This window comes from Listeria cossartiae subsp. cossartiae (assembly GCF_014224155.1).
In the GTDB taxonomy this organism is placed as follows: domain Bacteria; phylum Bacillota; class Bacilli; order Lactobacillales; family Listeriaceae; genus Listeria; species Listeria cossartiae.
Genome location: NZ_JAASUI010000002.1, coordinates 370,800 through 395,699 on the forward strand (window position 1 = coordinate 370,800; position 24,900 = coordinate 395,699).

Annotated in this window: 27 protein-coding genes and 1 other RNA gene; 21 read left to right on the plus strand and 7 right to left on the minus strand. The window is 37.5% G+C overall.

The features are described 5' to 3' along the window. Positions 1 to 31 precede the first annotated feature (31 nt). The 5 genes from HCJ30_RS08920 (at position 32) to HCJ30_RS08940 (ending at position 4,923) form a co-directional block, all read left to right on the plus strand. On the plus strand, positions 32 to 976 hold the full coding sequence (locus tag HCJ30_RS08920) for an LPXTG cell wall anchor domain-containing protein (protein ID WP_185391969.1): 945 nt from the start codon (positions 32 to 34) through the stop codon (positions 974 to 976). A 44-nt stretch (positions 977 to 1,020) separates the two neighbouring features. After that, positions 1,021 to 1,959: a GW domain-containing glycosaminoglycan-binding protein gene (locus HCJ30_RS08925; protein ID WP_185391869.1), complete on the plus strand. Its 939-nt coding sequence runs from the start codon at positions 1,021 to 1,023 to the stop codon at positions 1,957 to 1,959. Between the two features lie 113 nt (positions 1,960 to 2,072). After that, on the plus strand, positions 2,073 to 3,587 hold the full coding sequence (locus tag HCJ30_RS08930; protein ID WP_185391870.1) for a gluconokinase: 1,515 nt from the start codon (positions 2,073 to 2,075) through the stop codon (positions 3,585 to 3,587). A gap of 274 nt (positions 3,588 to 3,861) precedes the next feature. Then, positions 3,862 to 4,128, plus strand: an RNA gene (gene ffs, locus HCJ30_RS08935) — signal recognition particle sRNA large type. 153 nt (positions 4,129 to 4,281) lie between these two features. Further along, positions 4,282 to 4,923 (plus strand): hypothetical protein, encoded by a 642-nt coding sequence (locus HCJ30_RS08940; RefSeq protein ID WP_185391871.1) that lies wholly within the window; start codon positions 4,282 to 4,284, stop codon positions 4,921 to 4,923. A gap of 806 nt (positions 4,924 to 5,729) precedes the next feature. Here HCJ30_RS08940 and HCJ30_RS08945 read toward each other — a convergent pair. After that, entirely contained in the window at positions 5,730 to 5,888 is a 159-nt protein-coding gene (locus HCJ30_RS08945; protein ID WP_185391872.1) for a hypothetical protein, read from the minus strand. Positions 5,889 to 6,329: 441 nt separating this feature from the next. Here HCJ30_RS08945 and HCJ30_RS08950 point away from each other — a divergent pair, with 441 nt between their 5' ends. The 8 genes from HCJ30_RS08950 (at position 6,330) to HCJ30_RS08985 (ending at position 12,009) form a co-directional block, all read left to right on the plus strand. Further along, a complete protein-coding gene (locus HCJ30_RS08950; protein ID WP_003730755.1) occupies positions 6,330 to 7,694 on the plus strand; it encodes a PTS sugar transporter subunit IIC in 1,365 nt (454 codons plus the stop codon). Positions 7,695 to 7,828: 134 nt separating this feature from the next. After that, positions 7,829 to 8,050, plus strand: coding sequence for a hypothetical protein (locus HCJ30_RS08955; RefSeq protein ID WP_003722067.1), 222 nt, complete (start codon positions 7,829 to 7,831; stop codon positions 8,048 to 8,050). A 2-nt stretch (positions 8,051 to 8,052) separates the two neighbouring features. Then, entirely contained in the window at positions 8,053 to 8,235 is a 183-nt protein-coding gene (locus HCJ30_RS08960) for a DUF3188 domain-containing protein (RefSeq protein ID WP_185391873.1), read from the plus strand. 17 nt (positions 8,236 to 8,252) lie between these two features. Beyond that, positions 8,253 to 8,717, plus strand: a complete 465-nt coding sequence (locus tag HCJ30_RS08965; protein WP_185391874.1) for a DUF3284 domain-containing protein — start codon at positions 8,253 to 8,255, stop codon at positions 8,715 to 8,717. 240 nt (positions 8,718 to 8,957) lie between these two features. Beyond that, a complete protein-coding gene (dnaX, locus tag HCJ30_RS08970) occupies positions 8,958 to 10,697 on the plus strand; it encodes a DNA polymerase III subunit gamma/tau (protein WP_185391875.1) in 1,740 nt (579 codons plus the stop codon). A 29-nt stretch (positions 10,698 to 10,726) separates the two neighbouring features. Further along, on the plus strand, positions 10,727 to 11,044 hold the full coding sequence (locus HCJ30_RS08975; protein WP_003722063.1) for a YbaB/EbfC family nucleoid-associated protein: 318 nt from the start codon (positions 10,727 to 10,729) through the stop codon (positions 11,042 to 11,044). 108 nt (positions 11,045 to 11,152) lie between these two features. Then, positions 11,153 to 11,749 (plus strand): recombination mediator RecR, encoded by a 597-nt coding sequence (gene recR, locus HCJ30_RS08980; protein ID WP_003722062.1) that lies wholly within the window; start codon positions 11,153 to 11,155, stop codon positions 11,747 to 11,749. A gap of 14 nt (positions 11,750 to 11,763) precedes the next feature. Continuing rightward, entirely contained in the window at positions 11,764 to 12,009 is a 246-nt protein-coding gene (locus tag HCJ30_RS08985; protein WP_185391876.1) for a YaaL family protein, read from the plus strand. A gap of 41 nt (positions 12,010 to 12,050) precedes the next feature. Here the strand turns inward: HCJ30_RS08985 and HCJ30_RS08990 are convergent, their stop codons facing one another. Then, positions 12,051 to 12,893 (minus strand): aldo/keto reductase, encoded by an 843-nt coding sequence (locus tag HCJ30_RS08990; protein ID WP_185391877.1) that lies wholly within the window; start codon positions 12,891 to 12,893, stop codon positions 12,051 to 12,053. Between the two features lie 109 nt (positions 12,894 to 13,002). Between HCJ30_RS08990 and HCJ30_RS08995 the strand changes: the two genes are divergently transcribed. After that, positions 13,003 to 13,458, plus strand: coding sequence for an NUDIX hydrolase (locus HCJ30_RS08995; RefSeq protein WP_185391878.1), 456 nt, complete (start codon positions 13,003 to 13,005; stop codon positions 13,456 to 13,458). 13 nt (positions 13,459 to 13,471) lie between these two features. Here HCJ30_RS08995 and HCJ30_RS09000 read toward each other — a convergent pair whose 3' ends face one another. The 5 genes from HCJ30_RS09000 to dhaK1 all read right to left on the minus strand — a co-directional run bounded on the left by HCJ30_RS09000 (position 13,472) and on the right by dhaK1 (position 17,393). Then, positions 13,472 to 14,311: a Cof-type HAD-IIB family hydrolase gene (locus HCJ30_RS09000; RefSeq protein ID WP_185391879.1), complete on the minus strand. Its 840-nt coding sequence runs from the start codon at positions 14,309 to 14,311 to the stop codon at positions 13,472 to 13,474. A gap of 117 nt (positions 14,312 to 14,428) precedes the next feature. Beyond that, positions 14,429 to 15,280, minus strand: a complete 852-nt coding sequence (locus HCJ30_RS09005; RefSeq protein WP_185391970.1) for a MurR/RpiR family transcriptional regulator — start codon at positions 15,278 to 15,280, stop codon at positions 14,429 to 14,431. A gap of 127 nt (positions 15,281 to 15,407) precedes the next feature. Then, positions 15,408 to 15,782 (minus strand): dihydroxyacetone kinase phosphoryl donor subunit DhaM1, encoded by a 375-nt coding sequence (dhaM1, locus tag HCJ30_RS09010; RefSeq protein WP_185391880.1) that lies wholly within the window; start codon positions 15,780 to 15,782, stop codon positions 15,408 to 15,410. A gap of 3 nt (positions 15,783 to 15,785) precedes the next feature. Continuing rightward, the gene (gene dhaL1, locus HCJ30_RS09015) at positions 15,786 to 16,382 is read right to left on the minus strand and encodes a dihydroxyacetone kinase ADP-binding subunit DhaL1 (RefSeq protein WP_185391881.1); all 597 of its coding nucleotides are present in this window, start codon (positions 16,380 to 16,382) and stop codon (positions 15,786 to 15,788) included. Between the two features lie 21 nt (positions 16,383 to 16,403). Next, positions 16,404 to 17,393, minus strand: coding sequence for a dihydroxyacetone kinase subunit DhaK1 (dhaK1, locus tag HCJ30_RS09020; protein ID WP_185391882.1), 990 nt, complete (start codon positions 17,391 to 17,393; stop codon positions 16,404 to 16,406). A 183-nt stretch (positions 17,394 to 17,576) separates the two neighbouring features. Between dhaK1 and HCJ30_RS09025 the strand changes: the two genes are divergently transcribed. The 7 genes from HCJ30_RS09025 to HCJ30_RS09055 all read left to right on the plus strand — a co-directional run bounded on the left by HCJ30_RS09025 (position 17,577) and on the right by HCJ30_RS09055 (position 24,889). Then, positions 17,577 to 18,956: an aminotransferase class I/II-fold pyridoxal phosphate-dependent enzyme gene (locus HCJ30_RS09025; RefSeq protein ID WP_185391883.1), complete on the plus strand. Its 1,380-nt coding sequence runs from the start codon at positions 17,577 to 17,579 to the stop codon at positions 18,954 to 18,956. A gap of 52 nt (positions 18,957 to 19,008) precedes the next feature. Then, positions 19,009 to 19,635: a dTMP kinase gene (gene tmk / locus HCJ30_RS09030; protein ID WP_185391884.1), complete on the plus strand. Its 627-nt coding sequence runs from the start codon at positions 19,009 to 19,011 to the stop codon at positions 19,633 to 19,635. A gap of 107 nt (positions 19,636 to 19,742) precedes the next feature. Further along, positions 19,743 to 20,072 carry a cyclic di-AMP receptor DarA gene (gene darA, locus HCJ30_RS09035; RefSeq protein WP_003722052.1) on the plus strand — a complete coding sequence of 110 codons (330 nt, stop codon included), beginning with the start codon at positions 19,743 to 19,745 and terminating at the stop codon, positions 20,070 to 20,072. A gap of 177 nt (positions 20,073 to 20,249) precedes the next feature. Then, the gene (locus tag HCJ30_RS09040; RefSeq protein WP_185391885.1) at positions 20,250 to 20,996 is read left to right on the plus strand and encodes a helix-turn-helix domain-containing protein; all 747 of its coding nucleotides are present in this window, start codon (positions 20,250 to 20,252) and stop codon (positions 20,994 to 20,996) included. 55 nt (positions 20,997 to 21,051) lie between these two features. Then, a complete protein-coding gene (locus tag HCJ30_RS09045) occupies positions 21,052 to 21,264 on the plus strand; it encodes a hypothetical protein (RefSeq protein WP_070308991.1) in 213 nt (70 codons plus the stop codon). A gap of 91 nt (positions 21,265 to 21,355) precedes the next feature. Then, positions 21,356 to 22,756, plus strand: a complete 1,401-nt coding sequence (locus tag HCJ30_RS09050; RefSeq protein WP_185391886.1) for a glycosyltransferase family 2 protein — start codon at positions 21,356 to 21,358, stop codon at positions 22,754 to 22,756. A gap of 18 nt (positions 22,757 to 22,774) precedes the next feature. Continuing rightward, on the plus strand, positions 22,775 to 24,889 hold the full coding sequence (locus HCJ30_RS09055) for a peptidase domain-containing ABC transporter (protein ID WP_185391887.1): 2,115 nt from the start codon (positions 22,775 to 22,777) through the stop codon (positions 24,887 to 24,889). Positions 24,890 to 24,900: the final 11 nt, after the last annotated feature.

The window sequence follows — 24,900 nt, forward strand, 5'->3', positions numbered from 1 at the left end:
TAATACAAGCGAAATGAAAGGGGAATTTATTATGAAAAAATTCCACGGACTGGTACTCATCGCAGTATTAACAAGTCTAATCATCCCATTTTCATTGGCAGCAAACGCTGAAACAAATGAAAATGGTAACGTCTCAACACCCTCAGAAGAAAAAACAAATACTACTAAAAATATAATTACTGAAGAAAAAGCAGAATCAACAGAACCTGCCAAAGATACATCCGTAACACCGCCACAAAAGACCAAAGTACAAACAACAATCGATATTACTGATTCACCAGAAATCTACTCCTACGAGCAAAACAGCAAGATTGCACTCAAAGATTTCACTGCAACACTCGCTGAATATACAGGCACAAAATTAACAGATTATCGATTAGCGGCGAACGCCAAACTAAGTACCGCGCAAACAGGCATTCAAGAAGTAACGCTGCTCGGAAATAGCGAAGACGGCAAAACAACCGCAGTCAAACTTAACTATTTAGTCAAAGCACAAACAGCCATACTGACAATTACTGACATGAATTTCGATGTTGAAACAAAAATTTTCACTGGTAAAACGAAACCATTCGCAAGTGTCTACATGAGTTCTCCCGAAGATGAAAATTTTGGAGAAGGGCGAGTAGAAGCGGATAAAGACGGCCATTTTTACGCAGAATGGGCTACGATTCCAAAACAAATCACGGCTTACGCATTTGATGAGGCGGGCAATTTTAGCGAAGAAGTCACCTATGTAGTTCCAGCTAAAAAAGAAAATGAAGCAGTCGTAACAGCCCCTGATAAAGTAAAGAAAATCGAAACAAACAAAGCGGTCAAAAGCGCAACTGCCAAACCCGCAAAGATTATAAAAGTAGCAAATGATGACAAATTAGATTTACCAAGCACAGGCGACAAAGGTGCAGAATGGATTTTCGTGGTAGCGGGTGTTATAGTTATTCTTATAGCAGTATTATTACTTAGAAAACGTAAAAAATAAGCTAATTTTGCTATAGGGAATAACTCAAAAAGAAGGAGCGAATAATGAAGAAGTTATTAAGCGGTTTAATTATTGTTTTAATGGTTAGCCTACTTGGTCACTCCTTTAACGCCGAAGCAGCATCCTACGAAAAAATCATTTATGACAAAGCAGTCAACCTAAAAGGGGTAGTCAATCAGTCCAAACGAAATGATGGTATTCATAGCAAAATGTACAAAACGAGTAATACAGTGAAGTATCTCGGTTCAGCTAAGAAATACGACAAAAAGACTTTGATTATTACACGCGAAGGAAAAACCGCAAGAGCTAAATGGTATTATTGCAAGCTAGGAAATACTAACATCGGTTGGATTGACTCACGAGCCTTTACAAATATTGGCAAACCAACAATTGCGGACACCGTTCCAGCTCTTTGGAACAGTAAAAAAGCAATCATCACAACACGACCAAAAGGCACAACAGCAACAACGTACCTTTATCAAAAAAATAGTGCGGGCAATTGGTATGAAGTTCGTCATTTTACCAGTCACATAGGCAAATGGGGCTTCGATCCGAAATTCTCTGAGAAAAGTTCTGGATCACCAGTCGGCGTTTACCGTACAGGCCTTGCTTTCGGGCAAAAAGGTAATCCCGGTACGAAGCTAAGTTTTAAAGCAATCACTAACCGGAGTTACTGGATTTCTAATTCCAACGACAAATACTACAATACTTGGCAAGAACGCAATTCCTCAAGTTCTGCAGATGAAAAAATGAAGATTCCGCAGTACACGTATGGAATGGAAGTGAAATACAACGCTAACCATGTAAAAGGTAAAGGGTCCGCTGTGTTTTATCATGTGGATTCACCAAAATATAATTACACATTAGGTTGCGTCTCGCAAAGTGAAGCCAATACAAAAGAAGTGCTAAAATTCGCGGATAAGAATACACTTATTGTGCTAGGCGAAGAGAGCCGAATAAAAACATTTTACGGTATAAATTAAGCTAGAGAATTTCTCTAGCTTTTTTTATTTGCTGAAAAAGCCAAGTAGCCCAGCCCCAAAATTTATTCCATTTGACGTATAATAAAAAGAAAAGAAATCGTGGGGTGAATTGTTTGACGAGCAAATCATACATAATGGGCGTGGACATTGGAACTTCAAGTACAAAGGCAGTGCTGTTTGACCAACGAGGAGAAGTGATCTTCCGGCAAGCGACGCATTATGAGCTAATTACCGACGAAACTGGAAAAGCCGAGGAGAGTCCCACCGAAATTTTTGAAGCAGTTTTAACATCCATAAAAGCAGTAATGAAAAACGTGAATAAAGATGAATTAGCGGGAATTTCGTTTAGTTCAGCGATGCATAGTTTAATTATGGTTGGGAGTAACGGAGAGCTTTTGACTGAATGTATCACTTGGGCGGACGGACGAAGCAGTGAGACGCTCGAAAAAGTAAAAAGGGATAATTACTTGTTTCAACTTTATGAAGCCACAGGGACGCCGATACACCCGATGAGCCCTTTTGCCAAAATTTGTTGGTTGAAAGAAGCGGAACCGAAATTGTTTAGTCGAGCAGAGAAATTTGTCGATATTAAATCGTATATTTTGTATCAGTTGTTTGGTGTCTGGGTGATGGATGAATCGTTAGCGTCGGGAACGGGACTTTACAATATTATGGAGCACGACTGGGAATTTGAAGCGATGGAAATTGTCAAACTAACACCCGACTTTCTACCAAAAGTGGTGCCGGAAACGTATCAATTAACTGGTGTGGAAAAAGAATACGCTAACATAATGGGGATTCCAGTAGACTTACCGTTTATCGTAGGTGGCAGTGACGGCGCGCTTGCTAATATTGGTATTCAAGCGACAGGTAGCAATGACGTTACCATTACAGTTGGCACAAGTGGTGCGGTTCGGAAGCTGACCAATCAATTCCAAATAGATTCGCGCGGTCGGACATTTTGCTACGGAGCTGGAGATGGTTATTTTATCGCAGGTGGCGCAGTGAATAACGGTGGCAAAGTGGTCGATTGGGGACTACATCAATTTGGCTCCCCAGAAGAAATTAGCCAGCGTGATTTTGCGAGTTTTATCGCGAAAATGGAAGAAGTTCCCCCTGGTGCAGCCGGTCTTTTGTTCCAGCCATATTTATTAGGAGAGCGCGCGCCGTTTTGGACTAATGATATTCGTGGTGGCTTCGTGGGACTGACAATCAACCATACGAAAGCACATTTTATTCGGGCCATTTTGGAAGGAATCGCGTTTAATCTTGCGGAAGTCTATGAGGCAGTTTCAGCACCGGACGATATTATTTATGTAACTGGCGGAATATCTGCGCACGAGGCTTGGTGCAAACTGCTGGCTGATATTTTGAACCGCGAGATACGTGTACCTCATACAATCGAAGGATCAAGCTTAGGCGCAGCAATTATCGGCATGCGTTCGCTAGGAATTTTAAAAGACTTGAACCTCAAACACACCCTGCCAATTAAAGCCGTATATCACCCAAGCGAAAATGTCGAAAAATATGCAGAACTACGCTTGATTTTCAAACAAGTCACGACACAGTTAATGTCTAGCTACAGCCAATTAAATAGTTGGCAAAAGAAGTTTGATATTAACAGCTAAATTTTGGAATTCATGATATAATCACTAAAAGAAAAGTGATAACGAGGGGGAGAAAACCATGAATAAAAAAATAGTATGGATCGCTTTAACGCTAGTAGGCATTTGTGTAGTTGGTACGATTATCGCAGCAATCATGAGTGTTTACTTACGTTAAAAAATATTTCCTTTCCGCTTGCACTTTCTACATGAAAAAGGTACACTAGTAATTGAGCTCTTTTCAGAGTTTGCGCTAAATAATTTTTTATTTGGCACTTAATTATTGGTAGCAAATTTGTCGTGCTAGACGGGGAGGTAGCGGCGCCCTGTAACCCGCAATCCGCTCTAGCGGGGTTGAATTCCTCATTTGAGGCATCGTAATTGTTTGGTCTGCCCTTGACAAGTGGTGTTGAAGGTTGGGTCTTGCGCAATGGGAACCTGTGAACCATGTCAGGTCCGGAAGGAAGCAGCATTAAGCAGTGCTTCTCATGTGCCGCGAGGTTGCCTGGCCCGAGCTAACTATCAGGGTAACGCAGGTGATTGCATGTCGATATGAGGTGCGCGACACTAATTTTAAATATATTAAAGGACTATTTTGCCTAGCGCAGAGTAGTCTTTTTTCTACAAACATCGCCTATTCTTACAAAATAATGTATAATGCTACATAAACTGGTACAATATAAAATAGTAAAGCAATTCATGACAAAGGATGAAAATGATGCAACAACTAAAATCAAAAAAGAAATGGCTACCGGCTCTAATCATCGCAATTTTAATAGGGATTATTGCAATCTTAGCAATTATGTTCGGTCTTTTTCAGCGCCAAGAAGTGTTTGATAAGTATGAAGTAGCTTACGAAATCGACGGCAAATTATATGAAGTTTTCCCAATTAGCGCGACAGATATTGGCGTCGATAAGAAATCCAAAGATAAAAATCTTTATTTCCGCGTGAACAGTTACTACAATATCGATTATTTATTCCGCCTCGCTTATAAACAATACGAAATCAATGAACCATCTAAAAATAAATATTACTCCGGCCTAATCGATTATAGCGTCGCAGATAACGCCTACGTGACCCAAAAAGACGTCTATATAACAAACAATGAATCCTATGCAACCTACGACTTTTTCGACAAAAACGGTAAGAAAATCTATACCTACAATCCCGAAGAAACGTCCAATGATGATTACATCGTGCGCATCAAACCAACAATTCTACAAGGGTACGAAAAAAGTGATATTGGTAGTTACGATGATTATCTAAATATTACGGCACTTTTTAAAGATAAATTAGGCATGGACGTAAAAGTCCGAATTGATGATGATAAAGAAATGGTTATTTTCTCTATAAAATAAAAAAGAGCATCCAGGTGGGTGCTCTTTTTTACTTAGTAACATAATATGAAATCATAGCTCCAATAGCAATTGCTACTAATTCAGATGTCGTTCCTCTTCAAAAATTTTTAAATTAGACTCAGACATAGTAGAATAATCATCATCTGTAATTTGATAACTTATTTTAAAAGCCCCATAAAGTTTTAAAAATATCATCCAAATTTTGTAAATCAGCAGAGGTAACTTCTATTGTTTTGAAATTATCATTTTTGGTTAGGATCTTCGCCCTTTTTTAGTAAATAGCAATCATGTTCTAATATTCACATAGACTCGAATTTTGCTAATATCCCTGATATGGTTGCGCTTTCACTATCTATTTCTACATGCTATAATATGATAAGTAAGCAAGTTTATGGTGGTGGCTAGCTCTTTCAACAAGGAAGGGTGATGCCTATGAATATTTTTGTTAGGATTGCCTGGAAGGGATAACCCATGACCGTTTATGAAGCACTGTCTTTTGCAGTTGCTTTTGCAACCCTTGTGTTGCTATTGAACAGTCAAAATAACAAAAAAAAATAACCACTTGTTAACTTTTGGCGAAGTTAGTGGTTATTTTATAACTATTTAGCTAGTGGCCACCTTAATTGGGCTTACACTTGAGAGTCATGTTAGCGCATGGCTCTCTTTTCATTTATATGATACCACATTTTCAGTGAAATAAACAACCTTAATGATGGTATCTGTATTCATTTACTAAATTTGAATTTTTATTATAATCTTAACTAACAAACAAATTTTTACTATCTATTAAGAGGTATAACTTTCTTCTATTTATTATCGTCTGCTTTCTTTTCAGCATCTTGCTTCTTTTGTTCTTCGACGGTTGCTGGTTCTTTTATATCATCGGGAAACACGATTGAAAAATGTTCTTTTTTGACCACTTTGCTATTTTTTGACTCTTCCGGCATATCTCGTTTGACTGCCATAATTATCACCTCGACTCGTTGGTATTGCTTATCTTATGCTCATTATAACACAGAACCAAAAATGGATAAATTAATAAAACTGTGTAATGTTAACGCTTACTTACACAGTTTTTTACGATATGTGTGTAATATGACTCTAGATGTAAAAAAGATAAGGTTTACAAGAGATTAACGTATATTTTTTCCTAAAATAGTACTTGGCACGGAAATTGCAATAGATTAAAGTGAATCTAAATGTAAGCCTTATCATGAAACGGAGAGGAGGGCTCCCAAAAATTCACGAGGTCGTGCAAAGATTCCATCTGATTTGTTCTAGTAATGGGGATTGCTAGGACAAAGTAAACAGATATAGCTGATAAACTTAAAGGGAAATATACATAAAAATTATATTTTGTTTAAGAGATGAGCGCTAAATAAAAAAGCTTTACGGGAGGATAAAATATGAATGGATTAACAGCATTTTTAGAAAAGTATTTTGTGCCGGTAGCAGCAAAAATTGGTTCACAAAAACATCTAGTTGCATTACGTGATGCTTTTATTTCAACAATGCCAATCACTATGGCTGGGTCAATTGCAGTACTTTTAAATGCGTTTTTTAGGGATTTTCCAACTGACTGGGGATGGACAGGATTTGTGGAAGCGATGCAACCACTTATCGGAATTAATGGATATGTATACAATGGGACGTTAGCAATTGTTTCAATTATTTTTGCCTTTTCACTAGGGTATAATTTATCAAAAGCATATGAAGTGGATCGATTAGCTGGGGGGCTAGTTTCTCTTGCTGCTTTTGTTATGAACTTAACTGTTACTGTAAGCTTAGATGCAGTAAAAGCTGCGATTGCGGCTTCTAATGCAAATTTCGATGTAAATACTTTACCAAAAGAATTTGCTGGAATTTACGGATTCTTTAGCCTAAGCCAAGTAAATGGTACCGGCTTGTTTACCGCAATGATTTTCGGTTTTATATCAACTATTATTTATGCGAAATTAATGCGCAGAAATATTATTATCAAAATGCCAGATTCTGTTCCACCGGCTGTAAGTAAAGCTTTCGCGGCGATCATTCCTGCGTTAGTTGCACTTTATGTTGTTGGTATTATTGACTGGGCATTCTTCAAAATCACAAATATGGACGTTATTACTTGGATTTCCAAAACAATTCAAGAACCGCTATTATCACTATCGCAAGGCTACGGAGCTGTTTTACTAGTTACTTTCTTAGTACAATTACTATGGTTCTTCGGGATTCATGGTCCGAACGTACTTGCTCCGGTTCTAGAATCACTTTGGGGTACAGCACAACTACAAAACATTAGTGCGGCACAAGAAGGCGCTAAATTACCATTCGAATGGGTACGTGGTTCTTTCGATGCGTACGTATGGATGGGTGGTTCAGGCGGTACACTTGTATTAATTATCGCGTTACTAATGTTCTCGAAACGAGCGGATGCACGAACAGTTGCGAAATTGTCTCTTGCACCAGGTATATTTAATATTAACGAACCAATCATGTTTGGTTTACCGATCGTATTAAATACAATTTACTTAATACCATTCCTAATCGCGCCAATGGTAATGGTAACAATCGCTTACTTTGCAACAACACTCGGCATTGTCGGTCCAGTTAAAATTGCAGTAGTTTGGGTAATGCCGCCACTTCTGAATTCCTTCTTAGCAACCGGGGGAGATTGGATGGCACCAGTAATTTCACTCATAAATATGGTCGTCGCGTTCTTGATTTGGGTACCATTTGTTATTACCGCAAATCGCGTTGGTGTACCAGAAGAAGAGATGAAAGCTTAGAAAATAATAAGTTTCTGGCTAGGTGCAGCTAAATTGTGCCTAGCCAGTATATCATGTAGGAATTCCTGCACCATTTTTATTCATTGCAAGAAGTGAAAGATAAAGTTAAACTATATAAAAGGAGGTTTTTTTAAATGATTATTCTTAACTGTCCAATGAAGCGAGATTACATTACTGAATTATTAGAGACATACGATAAAGACGGTGTAACTTTTAAAAAAATAGATGAAAAAGGCATGAAACTTACTTTTGAAACAAATATTGAAGACGAAGAAAAGGCAGCAAAAATCGCTAAAGAAACTATTAAAGCAACTGAAATAGGCTCTGTACTCTATTTCCAAGTTAGTGTGGGTTGAAGATGAAAATTGTTAATGCACTATTTCTTATTAGTATAGGTCTTATTATTATTATGTTTAGTCCTTCTTATGGAAAAGATGGAATGGCTAGTGTACCTCTTCTAGTTACAGGACTTGCGGTTGTTTTAATCGGCAGTGTTTTCATTGTGCTAAAAATCCGTAAAGATAAGAAAGAAAAGAATTAGAAGGAGTCGATTGAAAAGTGAATGTCACACAGAAATTATATATATCCCAAAAAGAATGCTTTGATACACTTGTGAGCTCAGCAATCTATGACGTAAAAAATGCCACTGGTAAAACGCTGCAAGTACGCAAATTAGAAGGATATAAATACCAACGGACAATGTCTAACGGCGCGCTTGCGACAACGAAAATTGTGAAAGTGCAACCTAATGAACTTTATCAATTCGAAACAAGCAGTCGAGTAAACAAACATACAACGACATATACGATCAAATCTACAAGCGAAACAACTTGCGAAGTGACGTATAACGAATTAATCGAAACGGAAAAAGCAATGAATAAAATGAATAATATTATTGTTGGTTTTATGTTTGGTTTCTTCCGGAAAAAACGTGTGAAAAACTTGCTGAGATCGATTGAGCTTTCCGTTATTAATGAGAGTAAGAAAAAGCAAGAGAAGTTAGCTGCTAAAAGTGAACAGTGAGGGTTTGGAATCGGGCTTTTTCGGGGGTCTGGTTCTTTTTTTGTTTTTGGGTTGGGGGTGGATGGTTTTTGGAGGCTAGCCCGACTCAGGATGTTTTGAAACTTCTATTAAGGATTAAATCATCGCTGCGCTCAGATTTATATTGAAGAACTAAATCAAAATAAAGTACATTTTGAAAGTTCTTCAACAATACGTTATAATAAAACTACTAAAATGGTTTTAGGTGAAGGAGAGTGGCAGATGGCGTATCAGGCTTTGTATCGGGTTTTTCGGCCGCAGTCGTTTCAGGATGTTGTTGGACAGGAACATGTGACGAAAACGCTTAAAAATGCCATTGTGCAAAATAAAACTTCGCATGCTTATTTATTTTCTGGGCCTCGGGGGACAGGGAAGACTAGTGCGGCGAAAATTTTTGCGAAGGCGATTAACTGTGAACACGGCCATGACGGGGAGCCTTGCAATGAATGTGAGATTTGTAAAGGGACAACGGACGGCTCTATACCAGATGTTCTTGAAATTGATGCTGCCAGTAATAACGGGGTTGAAGAAATTCGAGATATCCGGGAAAAAGTAAAATATGCGCCAACTGTGGCGAAATATAAAGTATATATTATCGATGAAGTGCATATGTTGTCGACGGGAGCGTTTAATGCGCTACTAAAAACGCTGGAAGAACCGCCGAAACATGTCATTTTTATTTTGGCAACAACCGAACCACACAAGTTACCGCTAACGATTATTTCGCGGGTGCAACGCTTTGATTTTAAACGAATCACGACACAAGATATTATTGGTCGTTTGAAATTTATTTTAGAAGAAGAGAAAATTCCTTATGACGAAAAGGCGTTAATGATTGTTGCGCGTGCTGCTGAAGGTGGAATGCGTGATGCGCTTAGTTTGCTTGATCAAGTTATTTCTTACGGCTCGGAAGAAGTTACCGTGGACGATGCACTTGAAATCACTGGGTCTGTTGCGCAAAACTTGCTTACAAAATTAGTAAGTGCGGCCTTTGACGGAGACGCAGCAGAAGCCATTTCGACTTTGACAGCGCTACTTGCAGAAGGTAAGGATCCTGTTCGTTTAGTGGAAGATTTACTTGTCTTCTTTAGAGATGTACTGCTGTATCAAAAGGCGCCAAACCTTGAAGAAACATTAGAACGGGCTTTAATTGACGATGATTTTGTCGCTCTGGCAAAACGAGCAGATTCACTTAAAGTATATGAATTTGTGAAAATTTTAAATGCAGCGCAGCAACAAATGCGTTTTTCAAATCATCCGGGTATTTATGTCGAAGTGGCGCTTGTTCAATTAACGCAAGCAGGACAATCAGCTATAGGCGGCGGGAATGTGCCAGCTGATGCAGCTTCTGGAAGTGATGTATCTGACTTGAAACGCCAATTAGAGCAAATGAACCAAGAGATTCAAACGTTGAAAAAACAAATTGCCAGTGGAGCGGGAGCAGCTCCAGCCGATAAACCAGCGCAAAGTCGTGGTGGGTCTAAAAAAGCTATCAACAACGGCAAGCAATTTAAAGCACCGATTGGTAAAATTAACCATGTGCTAGGTGAGGCTAAAAAAGAGAATTTACAATTGATTCGTGGTTGTTGGGGCGAGTTGTTATCCATGCTGATGGCATCTCAAGCAGCCCTTTTAAATGACGCAGAACCTGTAGCTGCATCTCAGGACACTTTTGTGTTAAAATTTAAGCATGAGATTCACTGTCAAATGGCGATGGATAATCCGAATTTTGTTGAAACCATCACATCAAGTATTGCACGACTGACACAAGTAAATTATACTTTTATTGGAATCCCAGAAGATCAATGGGCTGATGTAAGAGAGAATTTCCTTCATAGTCATGGTAGTGATGCTGATGCGGAGGACGGTGCAAATTCAGAAGCTAGAAAACCAGCGGAAGATCCTTTTGTTGCAGAAGCGGCGAAACTCGTTGGCGAAGATTTGCTTGAAATTAAAGATTAAAAAACAATAGAAGAAAGAGGAGATTATTCATGCGTGGAATGGGAAATATGCAAGGTATGATGAAACAAATGCAAAAAATGCAAAAGGAAATGGCGAAAGCTCAAGCTGATTTAGAAGCTCAAGAGTTCACTGGAACAGCTGGCGGCGGAATGGTTACAGTAAAAGCTACTGGTAAACGCGTCATTACGGATGTTGTTATAAATGAAGAAGTAGTTGATCCAGAAGATATCGAAATGCTACAAGATTTAGTACTTGCAGCAACAAATGATGTATTAAAACAAATTGAAGATACAACTTCACAAACAATGGGTAAATTCACACAAGGATTAAATATCCCTGGAATGTAATATTGTTTGGTTTGAGACTCTTGGCTTGTATTCAAGAGTCTCAACTATTTTTCAATAGAATGTTCCACGTGAAACATTTGTATTTTGAAGGTGAGAGGAAGACGAATTATGCATTATCCTGAGCCGATAACGAAATTAATAGATAGCTTTATGAAATTACCGGGAATCGGACCGAAATCGGCAGCTCGGCTAGCATTTTATGTGTTAGATATGAAAGAAGACGATGTGCTAGATTTTGCAAAAGCACTTGTAGATGCGAAAAGAAATCTCAGCTTTTGTTCCGTTTGTGGTCATATTACGGATAAAGACCCGTGTTATATTTGCGCAGATACGTCGCGCGATCGAAGTGTTATTTGTGTGGTACAAGAATCCAAAGATGTCATTGCAATGGAAAAAATGCGTGATTTTCATGGCTTATACCACGTGCTCCATGGGACAATCTCGCCAATGGATGGAATTGGACCGGAAGATATTAACATTCCCGATTTGCTGAAACGTTTGCAAGATGACACGATTGAAGAAGTAATTTTAGCAACAAACCCTAATGTTGAAGGGGAAGCCACCGCGATGTATATTTCGCGCTTATTAAAACCTTCAGGCATAAAAGTAACTAGAATAGCGCATGGCCTTCCAGTTGGCGGAGATTTAGAATATGCCGATGAAGTAACGCTCTCTAAAGCGATGGAAGGACGAAGAGAAGTATAAACCGAGGTGATAAAATGGAGTCCAGAAGCAGTAAGTTTGGTCGGAAAAAAGACAAGAAAATTGGCAAACTACACAAATCCTATGATGCTTATCTGATGGAATTAATTGAAGTCTCGCAAGAAAAATGGCACAAACAAAAAGTGTTAATGCGTAAAAGCTTTGAATATGATCCTAATTTAGAATATGAAGAGAAGAAGGCAGAAGCTCGTTACTTCTACCTTTTCAAAGAAGCGCGCAGACGCCAATTAAGAAGTAAATAAAAAAATCTACTAAGCCGGCTTGGTTTAGTAGATTTTTTTGATTAAATTTCTGATCTTACATACATAACATCTGGTGCATGGCTGACGCGTTCGCCGTTATTTAAACGAGCAACCTGGCGCATATCAGCTTCTGTCAATTCAAAATCATAAATATCCGCATTTTCTTTAATTCTGGAAGGTGTTTCTGATTTTGGAATGATGGAGATATTATTTTGTAAATGCCAACGAAGGACAATTTGTGCAGGTGATTTTCCGTGTTTTTTCGCTAAATCGATGAGGATTTGTTCTTGTAAAACGCCGCCGCGACCGAGTGGGCTCCATGCTTGGTGAACAATATGTAATTCTTCTAAATAACGATGCAAAAGCTGATTTGGGAAGTGTGGATGCGTTTCAAGTTGATCAACTACCGGAAGTACATTTGCGCTTGTGCGAAGGCGGTCGAGATGGTGGGCTTCAAAATTACTCACGCCAATCGCGCGAACAAGCCCTTCATCATATAACTTTTCTACAGCGCGCCACGTTTCAAAAAAAGTATCTTGCTTTGGCCAATGAACTAAGTATAAATCGACTTGATCTAGCTGTAATTTTTTCTGTGATTTTTCAAAGGCACGAAGCGTTTCGTCATAACCTTGCTCCGTATTCCACATTTTTGTCGTTACAAAAAACTCGTCACGTTTTAAACCGCTGGACTGAAAGAAATCGCCAAGTTCTTTTTCATTATGGTAAAATGAAGCCGTATCAAACAGTCGATAGCCAACATCCACCGCAGTTTCTAGAGCTGTGCGCATTCGCTGTTCGTCCGTGAGCTTGTATACTCCAAAACCATGTCTAGGCATTTCGATTCCATTGTTCAATCTGTATGTATCCGAGAAAGAAAGTGTCATTTAATTTACCTCCTACTTTAGTTTATTAATTTAAGCATACCAGAAAATGAAGAATTTCTGTAGAAAGAAGGGGGCGATTAAAGCAATTTTTTTTAAAAGGAGTGAGAAAATGAGGCAACCTTTTCAAGTTTTAGTAATACCATTTATTAAAAAAGCCGCTGATTATCAGTATGGAGTTTTGCTCAGAAACGATGAGGATGTTTGGCAGTTTGTGGCTGGTGGCGGGGAGGATGTTGAGTCGCATGCCGAAGCCGCAATCCGTGAGAGCATGGAAGAATTGAATGTAGGTGCTACTTTCAACATGTATCAGTTGGATTCGCTAGCTCATATTCCGGGTTCTCATTTTTCGTTTGACAAGCCATATGTTATTCCGGAATACTGTTTTGCGATAGATTTAACTAATCTTTCGTCTGAGGTGGAACTTTCTTTAGAACATAAGGCATTGCAGTGGCTTTCTTATGAGGAAGCTTCCGGTATATTGGAGTGGGATAGTAATAAGACGGCGCTTTATGAGCTGAATGAACGCTTGAAAAATAATGATATGAAGGCAATAAAAAAAGGCTGAATCGCAGCCTTTTTCAACTTGGAATTAAACTATTTAGCACGTGTGCAATGCCATCTTCGTTATTGGATAACGTTACGGAGCTTGCTGCTGCTTTTAATTCAGGAACGGCATTACTCATGGCGATACCTGTTCCAGCGTACTCAACCATGGTGATATCGTTATGCCCGTCTCCGAATGCGATGATATTTTCCGGGTGAATTCCAAGTGGTGTTAAAATGGTATCAAGTGCTTTAGCTTTGTCGATGCCTTGTGCGGTGAATTCAAAATAAAAGTCGGCCGTGAAGACGCAGTTCAGGCTATCTTTGAAAGGTGCCATCATTGCTTGGTAATTTTCCTGCATATAAGCTGGATCGCCGGCGGTCAGTATTTTGCTTATCCGATAATCTAAAAATGCTGCTAAATCGTCTTTTTCGCAGAGTTTGAAATTACCTCCGCGGGATTCATATTGAATAATGTTGATTTCTTCGCCTTTATAAGGGACGTAGCAGTCGAATACGTCGTTTACATACATATAGTCATCTTTATCAATCATTACTTTTACTTCGAAATTTTTCATATGTTCCAGAACGGCTTTTCCTTCAGAAATGGTGAGAGCTTGGTTGAATAATTCCTCTTTTGTTTGGCAGTCGACCACTTTGGCACCGTTGTATGAAACTAGTAAACCGTGGTATTTTTCCATTTCTAGTTGTTCGGCGTAAAGGTGCATTCCGGTTGTTGGCCTGCCGGACGCGAGGATAAGTTTAACGCCGTTTTGTTGGGCTGTAATAAGTGCTTCTTTTGTTTTGGCTGAGATTTTTTTGTCGTCGTTCAATAAAGTGCCATCAATATCTAAAATAATCGCTTGAGTCGTCATTTAATTTAGCTCCTTTTTTTCTTTATTGTATCATTAGAAAACAAAGGAAAGTGAGAAATGGCGCAGATTGAGAGCTTTTTTTCAATTCAAAAGGAAAACGATGCCTTTTTTGAAAAATCATTCCAATTCGCTGTTCATTTTTTGATAATTGGTGGTTTTGTATTGGATATTTTTGTCGTAATCGTGGTTAAAATAAACGGAATATAACGTGTCGAAAATGCTGAGTAATGACTGCCTTGTTGAGAACGAGGAGACTTTGTTGTAATGGTTTTCAGCAGATGCCATATAGATTTTATGAGTGGCAAATTCGACTAACGGGTTGGCTTGCATGGAAGTGATTAGGATTATTTCGACGTCGTTTTCGGATAGGATTTTGACGACTCTTTGAAGTGTTCGGCTGCGACCGCCGTAAGAAACAACGATGGCGATATGATTTTCATCACTATTGGCTGCGGACAAGCTTTGGATATAATCTTCTTCGGGAACGTTGACTAAAACCCCGATTTCTTGCATTTGAAATTTGAAATTTTGAGCGAAAAAAAGATTGGCAGATGCGGCATAGACATCAATGGTTTTTGCTTTAGTCAGTTTTTCACCAATACGAACGAGTTCTTCTGGGTCGGCAATATTTAACGTTTCATCAATGGTTCCTTTGTAAATTTGTTGTAGATTGGTCATTATTTGATAGGGCGTGTCTGATTCCAAAATCGGATAATCGTAATTTATTTCTTTTTCTGCGGTTGCTTCGCGGAGACTTGTGGCGATTTCGATTTTTAATTCGCCGATGCCGTTAAGACCTAGCTTGTTAATTAAGCGGTAAATGGTTGCAGCAGAAACAAAGGCGGCCGCGGCCAGCTCTTTAGGCTTGAATTGCAAGGTTTTTCGCGGATTTGCTAAAATATAGTTGGCAAGTTCTTTTTCGCTATTGGTTAAGTTGGTTAATTCTCTTATTTTAATTAAAATATTCATCGTTTCAAATCCTAACTTTTTAGAATGGGAAATTATATATGTCATTATACCACGGAAAATCCTTGCTTTTGGTTTCTGCTTGGATAATTAAAACCCCCTCGAACAATAAAAGTTCAAGGGGGTTAGTTTATTTAATTTCGATGCCTTTCAAGTTTTCCGCGATGACTTCTGGTTTTTCGTCCATTTGAACTTGAGCAGCAGTAGCATAGGCACCTTCTAAAATTGGTGCATTAAAGAGGATAATTTCTTTTTCACTGATTTCTTCGACGGTTTCAATATTCATTTTGGCGCTTCCGAGGTCGTAGAAAGTGTAGACTTTGTCGGCTTCGTTACTTTCAATGGCTTCATTTACTGCGTCGAAACTTGTTCCGATGCCGCCATCTTCGGTTCCACCTGCGTGGGTGATCGAAACGTCTGGCGCGATTTCTTTGATGATATCATGAACCCCTTTTGCGACATCTTTGGAGTGGGAAATAATAACAACGCCATAAGGTTTAGTCATGAGTTAGCTCACCTCCGTTTGAAGCATTGCGTGAAATAATAGGGCGGATGAGTAGGCGCCTGGGTCAAGATGACCAATCGAACGTTCGCCGAGGTAGCTTGCGCGTCCTTTAGTTGCTTTTAAATCTTTGGTTTTTTGTAAAGCCGCATCCACCACATCATCGGTTAAATCTTCTTGATGAAGCGCGTGGACAACTGGTTCCCAAACATCAATCATCGTCTTTTCGCCAGCATGCGATTTACCGCGTTTTTCGATGCCTTCTAGTCCAGCTTCGATTACTTTTGTAAGGCCAACCGCATCGATTGTATCCGCCTCAACCGCCTTACTCATATTTAAAAAAGCGGTTCCGTAAAGTGGGCCAGACGCGCCGCCGACTTTGCTGACCATGGTCATTCCGGCTGTTTTGAAAACATCTTTTAGGTCGGCCGGTTCTTTTTCTGTGAAAGCTTTTTTGAGTTCACTGAGTCCGCGGGCCATATTGATGCCGTGGTCTCCGTCGCCAATTGCTTGGTCGAGATCACTTAATAATTGTTTATTTTCTTGTACACGTTCGCCGAAATCATTTAACCAGCGTAACGCCCAATCTTTATCATAAGTCATGATTCATTCCTCCAAATTTTATTACCATGCAATTGTGTCCACTGGGAGATTCAACATATCGACCCATTTTTCATCTTCTAATTTCAAAATGGTAAGGGATAGCCCGGCCATTTCAAGTGACGTCATATAATCTCCGACGAGTGTTTTTTTCGCGCTAACGCCGGCATTTTTTAGAAGTTCATGGACATCATTTGCGAAAACGTATTGCTCCATAAGTGGTGTTGCGCCCATGCCGTTCACGAGGACAACCACTTTATCACCAGGTAGGAGTTTGCTTTCATTACTAATCCGTTCATACAGTTGCTTAGCTAAACTTGCAGAGGGCATGATTTTTTCGCGGGTAAATCCTGGTTCGCCGTGGATACCAATTCCGAGTTCGATTTCGTCATCACCGAGCTCAAATCCGGGATGTCCAACCTCGGGAACGGTACACGGCGAAAGTGCAACCCCAAGCGTTTTAACAGAAGCAATGACTTTTTCGCCAAGGGCTTTCAATTCTTCAAGTGATGCACCTGCTTCTGCCGCCGCCCCGATAATTTTATGCACGAGAACCGTTCCGGCTACACCGCGGCGTCCCGTTGTAAAAGTACTGTCTTCCACAGCAATATCATCATCAACTACAATTTGTTCTACTTTAATATCATCGGCATCGGCTAAATCTGCCGCCATTTCAAAATTCATTACGTCACCAGTATAGTTTTTCACGATTAAAAGCACACCAGCACCTTGATCAGCGGCTTTTATACCTTCATAAATTTGGTCTGGAGTTGGGGAAGTGAAAACATCGCCGCACACAGCCGCAGATAGCATTCCGCGACCAACATAACCAGCATGAGCCGGCTCGTGACCAGAACCCCCACCGCTTACTAGCCCGACTTTTCCTGGACGTTTATCATTTCTTGCAATGACGCGAGTTCCTTCGACACGGTGAACAACATCTGCGTGCGATTTAACTAAACCTTCCACCATCTGTTCTACAACTTGATCTGTACCGTTAAGAATCTTCTTCATCTGACAAAAAACCTCCTTTAAAATAGTCCTCTTACCTCAATTTCCCTTTACTAGAAAGTCAAAACGTGCTTGCTGATTTTATTATACAACTTCTAAAATGAAAACGCTTTAAAACTGCAAGAATGTGTCATAAATCCAGCAAAATGGTACAATGAAAGAGAGAATTTGAAAAGGGGAATTGTTATGCGAGATCAAACTAAAATGCCTTTAGTGGAACGGTTAGATGCTCATGCTAAATCTTGCCCAATATCACTCCATGTTCCTGGACACAAAAGCGGAGCCATATATCCAGATCGATGGCAAAAATTATTGAAATGGGACGTAACGGAAATCACCGGAATGGACGATTTGCATCACCCGGAAGATGTGATTTTGGAAGCAGAGGAGTTACTTGCGGAATGTTATGGAAGCAAAAAAAGTTATTTTCTCGTGAATGGGACAAGCGGGGGAAGCTTGGCGGTTATCATGACCACTTTGAAGCGCGGGGAAAAAGTGTTAGTACCAAGAGATGCGCATAAATCTATTTTGCACGGCATCGAACTGGCGGGTGGAGAGCCGATTTTCCTAACACCGGCTCTGAATAAAGAAGTCGGCGTCGCAAGCGGAGTAACGCCAGAACTTGTCGAAGCAACCTTACATAATCATCCAGATATAAAACTCTGTATTTTTACGTATCCGAGCTATTACGGAACGACTTTTCATTTGCAAAAATGTATCCGAATTGCGCATGATTTTGGTGCGGTTGTATTTGTCGATGAAGCGCACGGAGCCCATTTTTTAACAAGCTCCGAATTTCCGAAAAGCGCGGTGGAGCTTGGCGCAGACGTGGTCGTTCAATCGGCACATAAGACGTTGCCGGCGCTAACGATGGGATCCTATTTGCATGTAGTGAATGAGTTGCCGATTTTTGAAAAGTTACCTTATTATTTGCAAGTATTCCAAACGAGTAGCCCGTCCTATCTAATCATGGCGTCACTGGATGCAGCTCGAAAATACGCGGCAACTTACACGGCAGCTGATGTGGAAGCTTTTTGGAAAATGCGCGCTAGATGGATTAAATGGCTAACAAAGAATCATTTTGACGTTATTTTGCCAGATGATCCTCTGAAAATAATCGTCCGCAAAACGGGCTACACGGGCTACGAACTGCAAGCTATTTTTGAAGAGAGCTCTTATTTTCCAGAACTAGCAGATGAATCGCAAGTACTACTGATTTTACCGTTAATTAAAAAAGGAATCGATTTCACGCCGATTAGCCGGATTCATTCTCCGGTGAAAAAAGAAATCGCGAAAGAACCGTACGAAATGTCGGCCCCGTGCGCATCTAGCCTTGCGCTAACGTATGAAGAAATGCACACGCGCACGACCGAGTTTGTTTCGCTAGACGAAGCAACCGACCGTGTATCCGCCGAAACAATCTCACTCTATCCGCCGGGCATACCAGCCGTAATCCGCGGAGAGAGCATCACAATAAAGCATATCCGCGAACTAAAAAGCATTCGCACACGTCACTATCAAGGCGGCGAAAAACTAGCCACGAATTACATCCGTGTCTTCCGCTAATTTATGCTATAATCAAACAGAAAGCGACGCGAAAGGGAAAGGAAATTACGAAATGAAAGCAATTTTTATTACACTTGAAGGCCCAGATGGCTCTGGAAAAACAACCGTGGGAACACTACTCAATCAAAAAATGACGGAAGCTGGCATCGATTTTATTAAAACGCGCGAACCAGGTGGCAGCCCGATTTCAGAAAAAGTAAGAAGCATCGTTCTCGGAATTGGCAACGAAGAAATGGATCCAAAAACAGAAGTGCTACTTATTGCGGGAGCGCGCCGTCAGCATGTTGTTGAAACAATCCGCCCAGCTTTAGCCGCCGGAAAAACCGTACTTTGCGACCGTTTCATGGATAGCTCACTTGCTTACCAAGGCGCCGGACGTGACATGGATATGGAACAAGTTTTACAAGTGAATTTATATGCGATTGAAGATACGCTGCCTGACAGGACGTATTATCTCGATGTGCCTGCTGAAGTTGGCTTAGCTAGAATCGCCGCCAACAAAGGCCGTGAAGTCAATCGTTTGGATAAAGAAGATATTACCTACCATGAAAAAGTCCAGTCTGGCTATGAAAAAGTCATCAATATGTTCCCGGAACGTTTTATGCGAGTGGATGCTACAAAGACACCAGAAGAAATCGCAGAAACTATTTTAGCGGACATTTTACGACAATTAGCCTAACATCTAGTGTGACTTAAACACGTTGCCACAAGTGCATATCGCTCTTTAAAATGGCATTTATTTGCTATAATAGAAAAAAGATAGATTTTTAGGAAGGGTTGATTTCTTTGAAACTGATATTTGCGATCGTCCAAGACCAAGATAGCAACCGTTTGTCTGACGCACTAACAAAAGGCAATTTCGGTGCGACAAAACTAGCCACTACAGGCGGATTTTTAAAAGCAGGAAACACAACATTCATCATCGGTACAGAAGATGAACGTGTAGAAGATGCCCTAGCAATCATTAAAGAAAACTGCAAAGCGCGCGAACAAATGATGACACCATCCGCGTCTTTAGGTGTGACAGTAGATACGTACGTGCCATACCCAATCGAAGTCCAAGTTGGCGGCGCGACCGTGTTTGTAATGCCGGTGGAGAGTTTCCATCATTTTTAAGTGAATTTGCTAAGTGAAGTAAAACCATTGTTGACTACAACAATGGTTTTTTTATTTTGTAATGAATGTTATAATATTTTTTTTGTTTTTATAAATTTGTTTTCAAATCTGTTAAAAGCCTTTTTTATAAAGTCGTTCTCTGGTTTAATAAATGTGGGAGATGAAGGTGCATAAAAATTGATACATAAAGAAACTAATTTTGAAGTGCTAAACATGAGAAAAATAGAACTTAAAAAGAATGAGAAATGTTTAATTGAGTCAATGGGTTGTAAACTGGTGTTTTTTGATGGGAAACAACTAGAGCTAAAAAAATTAGAAAAAAATATCCTATTAGAACAAAATGAATGCGCTTTTATTAATAACTTTAAGGAGTTAGTATTAGAAAATCATTCGCAAAAAGGAGTACGAGTTATAATTTGTAGTTTAACTATTTTGAAGGATATTGGTAAATGTGTAAAGAAGTTTGAGTTAAATAAGGAGTTGGAGATTTTAATAGATTTGTTATTTTCTAAAGAATTTTGTTTAGAACAAGACACACAAGAAAGTATGTTATCAATTATTACATCAAAGGTTTTGAAAAACAAAAACAGTTCTTCTTACTCTGATGTAATTGGGAAAATAATTGAATATCTAGAAAATAGTATTTATACAAATGTAAATTTAGATAAACTTAGTGAAATTTGTTTTTTGAGTAAAAGTCGACTATGTATTCTTTTTAAAAAAGAAACGGGGAAGAGTATTATTACTTACTTTACATTTTTGAAAATAAGAAAAGCAAAAGAGTTGATGGGTGATAGCGAAAAAAATATTTCTGAAATATCAGATATACTAGGTTTTAAAAATTTACAATACTTTTCAAATGTTTTTAGAAAAAATACGGGACTATGTCCTACGGAGTATAGAAAACAATTATTTAAGATGTGATTGAATTATATTAAAAAGCTGTACTAGGTTTATATAGGAGGTAGTAACGAAAGGAATGGATAAAATGTTACTAACTAAAAAGAAGAAAAAAGATTCAATGGGATTACTTAATGAAATCGATGTTACAACTTTAGATGAGCAATTAGGTGGGAAAATGTCAAAAGCTTGGTGTAGATCAATGGTTGTTAGTTGTGTATATAATTTAGTTGATTTTAGTTCAAGTTCTGATGGCAAAAAGACTTGCGCATTATATAGAAAATACTGCTAATCGAAAACCATAAATAAAAAACAATAAATAAAAAAGTACTACCTCCTATATAAACTTAGTACAGCCATGATCTTGAAAGGAGAAGTTATAGATGAATGTATCAAGTAGTAAATTAGAAGATAAATGGTTTGATATACATTTTTTAGAAATGTATACGAGATCATGTTTGAAAACTTTTGGATACTTTGATGAAATTTTAATTGTAAAAAAAAGAATAGAAATATTAAAAAATATTATAGAGGATCATTATTTAATAGCGGATGGTCAAATAGAAGAGTTTTTTACACTAAATACAACTCTCGAAAGTGTAAAAGATCACATTAAAACCAATTTAGTCATTGAAAATAAACCTATTTCAATATGTATAATGGTTAAAAATGAAGAGCGTTGTATTAAGCGATGTATAGAAAGCGTAGAATTAATAGCGAAAGAAATTATAATTATTGATACGGGCTCAACAGATAATACAATTAATATTATTGAGGAGCACGGTAATAGTAAAATCAAAGTCTTTCAAAAGGAATGGAAAAACGATTTTTCAGAGATTAGAAATTATGCAATTGAAATGGCCTCATCCGAATGGATAGCATTTATTGATGCAGATGAGTATCTGGATGAAGGAAGCTCCTTGCATTTAGTACCTACACTAAATATATTTAATAATCACAAATTAATAGACTCCATAGTGCTATGTCCAGTTATAAATGAAGCGAATGATACAATTCATTTTAGGACAGGGAAATTTTTTAGAAAAGATAGTGGGATTAAATTTTTCGGTACATGTCATGAAGAGGCAAGAATACAGAATGCTCCAGATTCAGCTTTATTAATTCCGATTAAAATAGATTATCTGCATGACGGTTATCTAGTCGAAGTTCAAAATAATAAAAAGAAAAAAGCTCGAAATATGGAACTATTAGAAGATATGGTTAAATTAGAACCTGATAATCCTAGGTGGGCATATATGTTTGTGAGAGACGGTTTTGCAACCTTAGAAAAGGAATATATCGAAAAGATTTGTTTGCGTTTTTTAATAGTAGATAAAGACTCAAGAATTAGTATTGAGAATTTACATTCCCATAAATTCACTTTGTCGTTACTTACTATTTTAGGGAGAATGTATTTAAGAGAATGTGAATTTGAAAAATCTAATTTAATTATTCGTATTTTGGATGAATTAGCTCCAAACTCTCAAGATGGAAAATTTTTAACTTTTATGGAAAAATTTTCAAAGTTGAAAATTGAAATTAATAATCTTTTAACAGAAGTAATTGAATATAGAAGAAATCATGAAGTAGATGAAGGAAGTCTAATCAACACGCAAGGCTATCATATTGATTATGTTTTAGGTGTTTTACTATTTGAAACAGGAAACTATATTCAAGCAAAAAAATATTTTGAATTCTTACAAGAAAATCATTTTCTGGAAGATTTATTCCAAGACTCTTCATATGCAGTAATTATAAAAATGTTAGAGCGTTTGGAAGATTAAAACTTGAGCAGGTGAATCATGGGCCAAAATAAACGAAAACATATCATGCAAAATGGAGAATTTGATTGTGGTATCGCATGTGTAGAAAGTATGCTGCATTATTTGAATTGTCCTGCTGAAAAGTCTTACTTAAAAAAAGCTTTAAATTTTAATGAGAAAAGTATTGATTTAAGAATTATTTACAATTTTTTTGAGGAAATAGGTGCAAAGCCAAGTATCCAACAGTTTAAAGAAAAAGATAATGGATTAGATGGGAAAATCAAAGCAGATATATTTCCTGCAATAGCTTTAATTGAAACAGGAGAGATTATAGACCATTTTGTAATAATATATGAAATGAATAGTAAAAAAATAACTATATCCGATCCTGCAAGAACTAGGATTGAAACAAAAGAAACGAAAGAGTTTTTAAAAAAAATATCCTATTTAATGATTTTATCAGAAAAAGAGAATATCAAAAGTGACTGGGAACCTCCCACAAATAGTATATTTACAATTTTTCCATTTATTAAGAAGTATCGAAGAAATATTGTATTTATACTCATTCAATCAATTATTGCAAGTTCTCTAGGTATTATTGGAACTTTTTATATGGGAACGATGATAGATATATACCAAAATTCAATAAGTAAAAATACTTTTATTAATACTATAACTATGATTGCGATTGTTTTCCTTTTTATAGGATTTATGCAAAATATAATTAACAAAATAAAAAATAAAACAACTATTACTAATGCTTTGAGTTTAGAAAAAGATATTATATCAAATTACTTTAAACACATCTTTAAAATGAAGCCGGATAACTTTCATTATAGAAAATCTGGGGATTTACTTTCTAGAATAGATGATATTGTATCATTAATAAATATAGTTATTGAACTCTTTGTAGGTATGATTATTAATATAACAGTTTGTTTATTTAGTTTAATTATATTGTTTGTTTTTAACTATCAAATGAGTATATTTATTGTGGGATGTAGCTTTCTAATTATTTTTGTAATACGAAGATACTACATGCTAATTTATGAAAGTAATTATGACTCCATGCAAGAATATTCAACTTTTAATACAGTAGTAATAGACAGTGTAGAATCAATGAGCGGTATTAAAGCACTCTCAATAGAGCCTCTTTTTTTTGAAAAAGTTAGCAAACAGTTAAATAGCTTTTTGAATATAACCTTTAAACTTAACAACTTAGTTATTAATAATAGCTTTTTAAACCAACTTATTGGTGTTTTTGTAAATATTGTAGTTATAACATTAGGAATATTGTTAGTTTTTCAAAAAGATATGACATTGGGAGAGCTATCTATTTTTGCATCATTGTGTGCTTTTTATTTAACAAGTATTCAGAGTATTGCTCTTTCGCAAAATGAATGGGAGAAAGTTCTCGTTTCTTATCATCGAATAAAGAGTATATTTGAGACGACACAAATTGAAGTAGATAAAGATGATGCTATAGAGCTTATAGATGAAATTAAATCTATTGATTTGATTGACTTTAGTCTATATCAAAGTGAAAATGTATTATTGGAGAATGTAGATCTGCGAATAGACTTCTCTCAGAAAAACATATTAATACAAGGCGATAGTGGTGTGGGGAAATCTTCTTTGGTGCAGTGTCTCAATAAGTTTAATGACTCTTACAAAGGTGAGATATTGATAAATACGGATAATATAAAAAAAATTAGTATTTCAGAAATCAGAAAGAAAATTATTTATATATCAAGTAATGAACATCTCATAAATGGGACCATCTTGGAAAATCTTTCTTTGGATAAAAAAATTCGAGAGGTACGATTATATCAAGTATGTAAAGATTTTGGTTTGTTAGATATGATTTTATCTTTTCCTAATGGATTTGATTACCCAATTATTTCCAATGGAGAAAATTTATCTTCTGGTCAAAGACAAAGGATAGCGATTGCTAGAGCTGTTTTAAAGCAACCACAAATTATTATTCTAGATGAAGGATTATCTAATATTGACGAATTAAGTCGGGAGGCAATCTTAGAAAGTTTGGATAGCTATGGCATAAAGTTAATTTATATCTCACATCATCAAGTTGATTTTAAAAATACAAAAGTATATAAATTCGAAAAACAAATGCTAACGCATATTGAAATCTAATTTGGTACAAG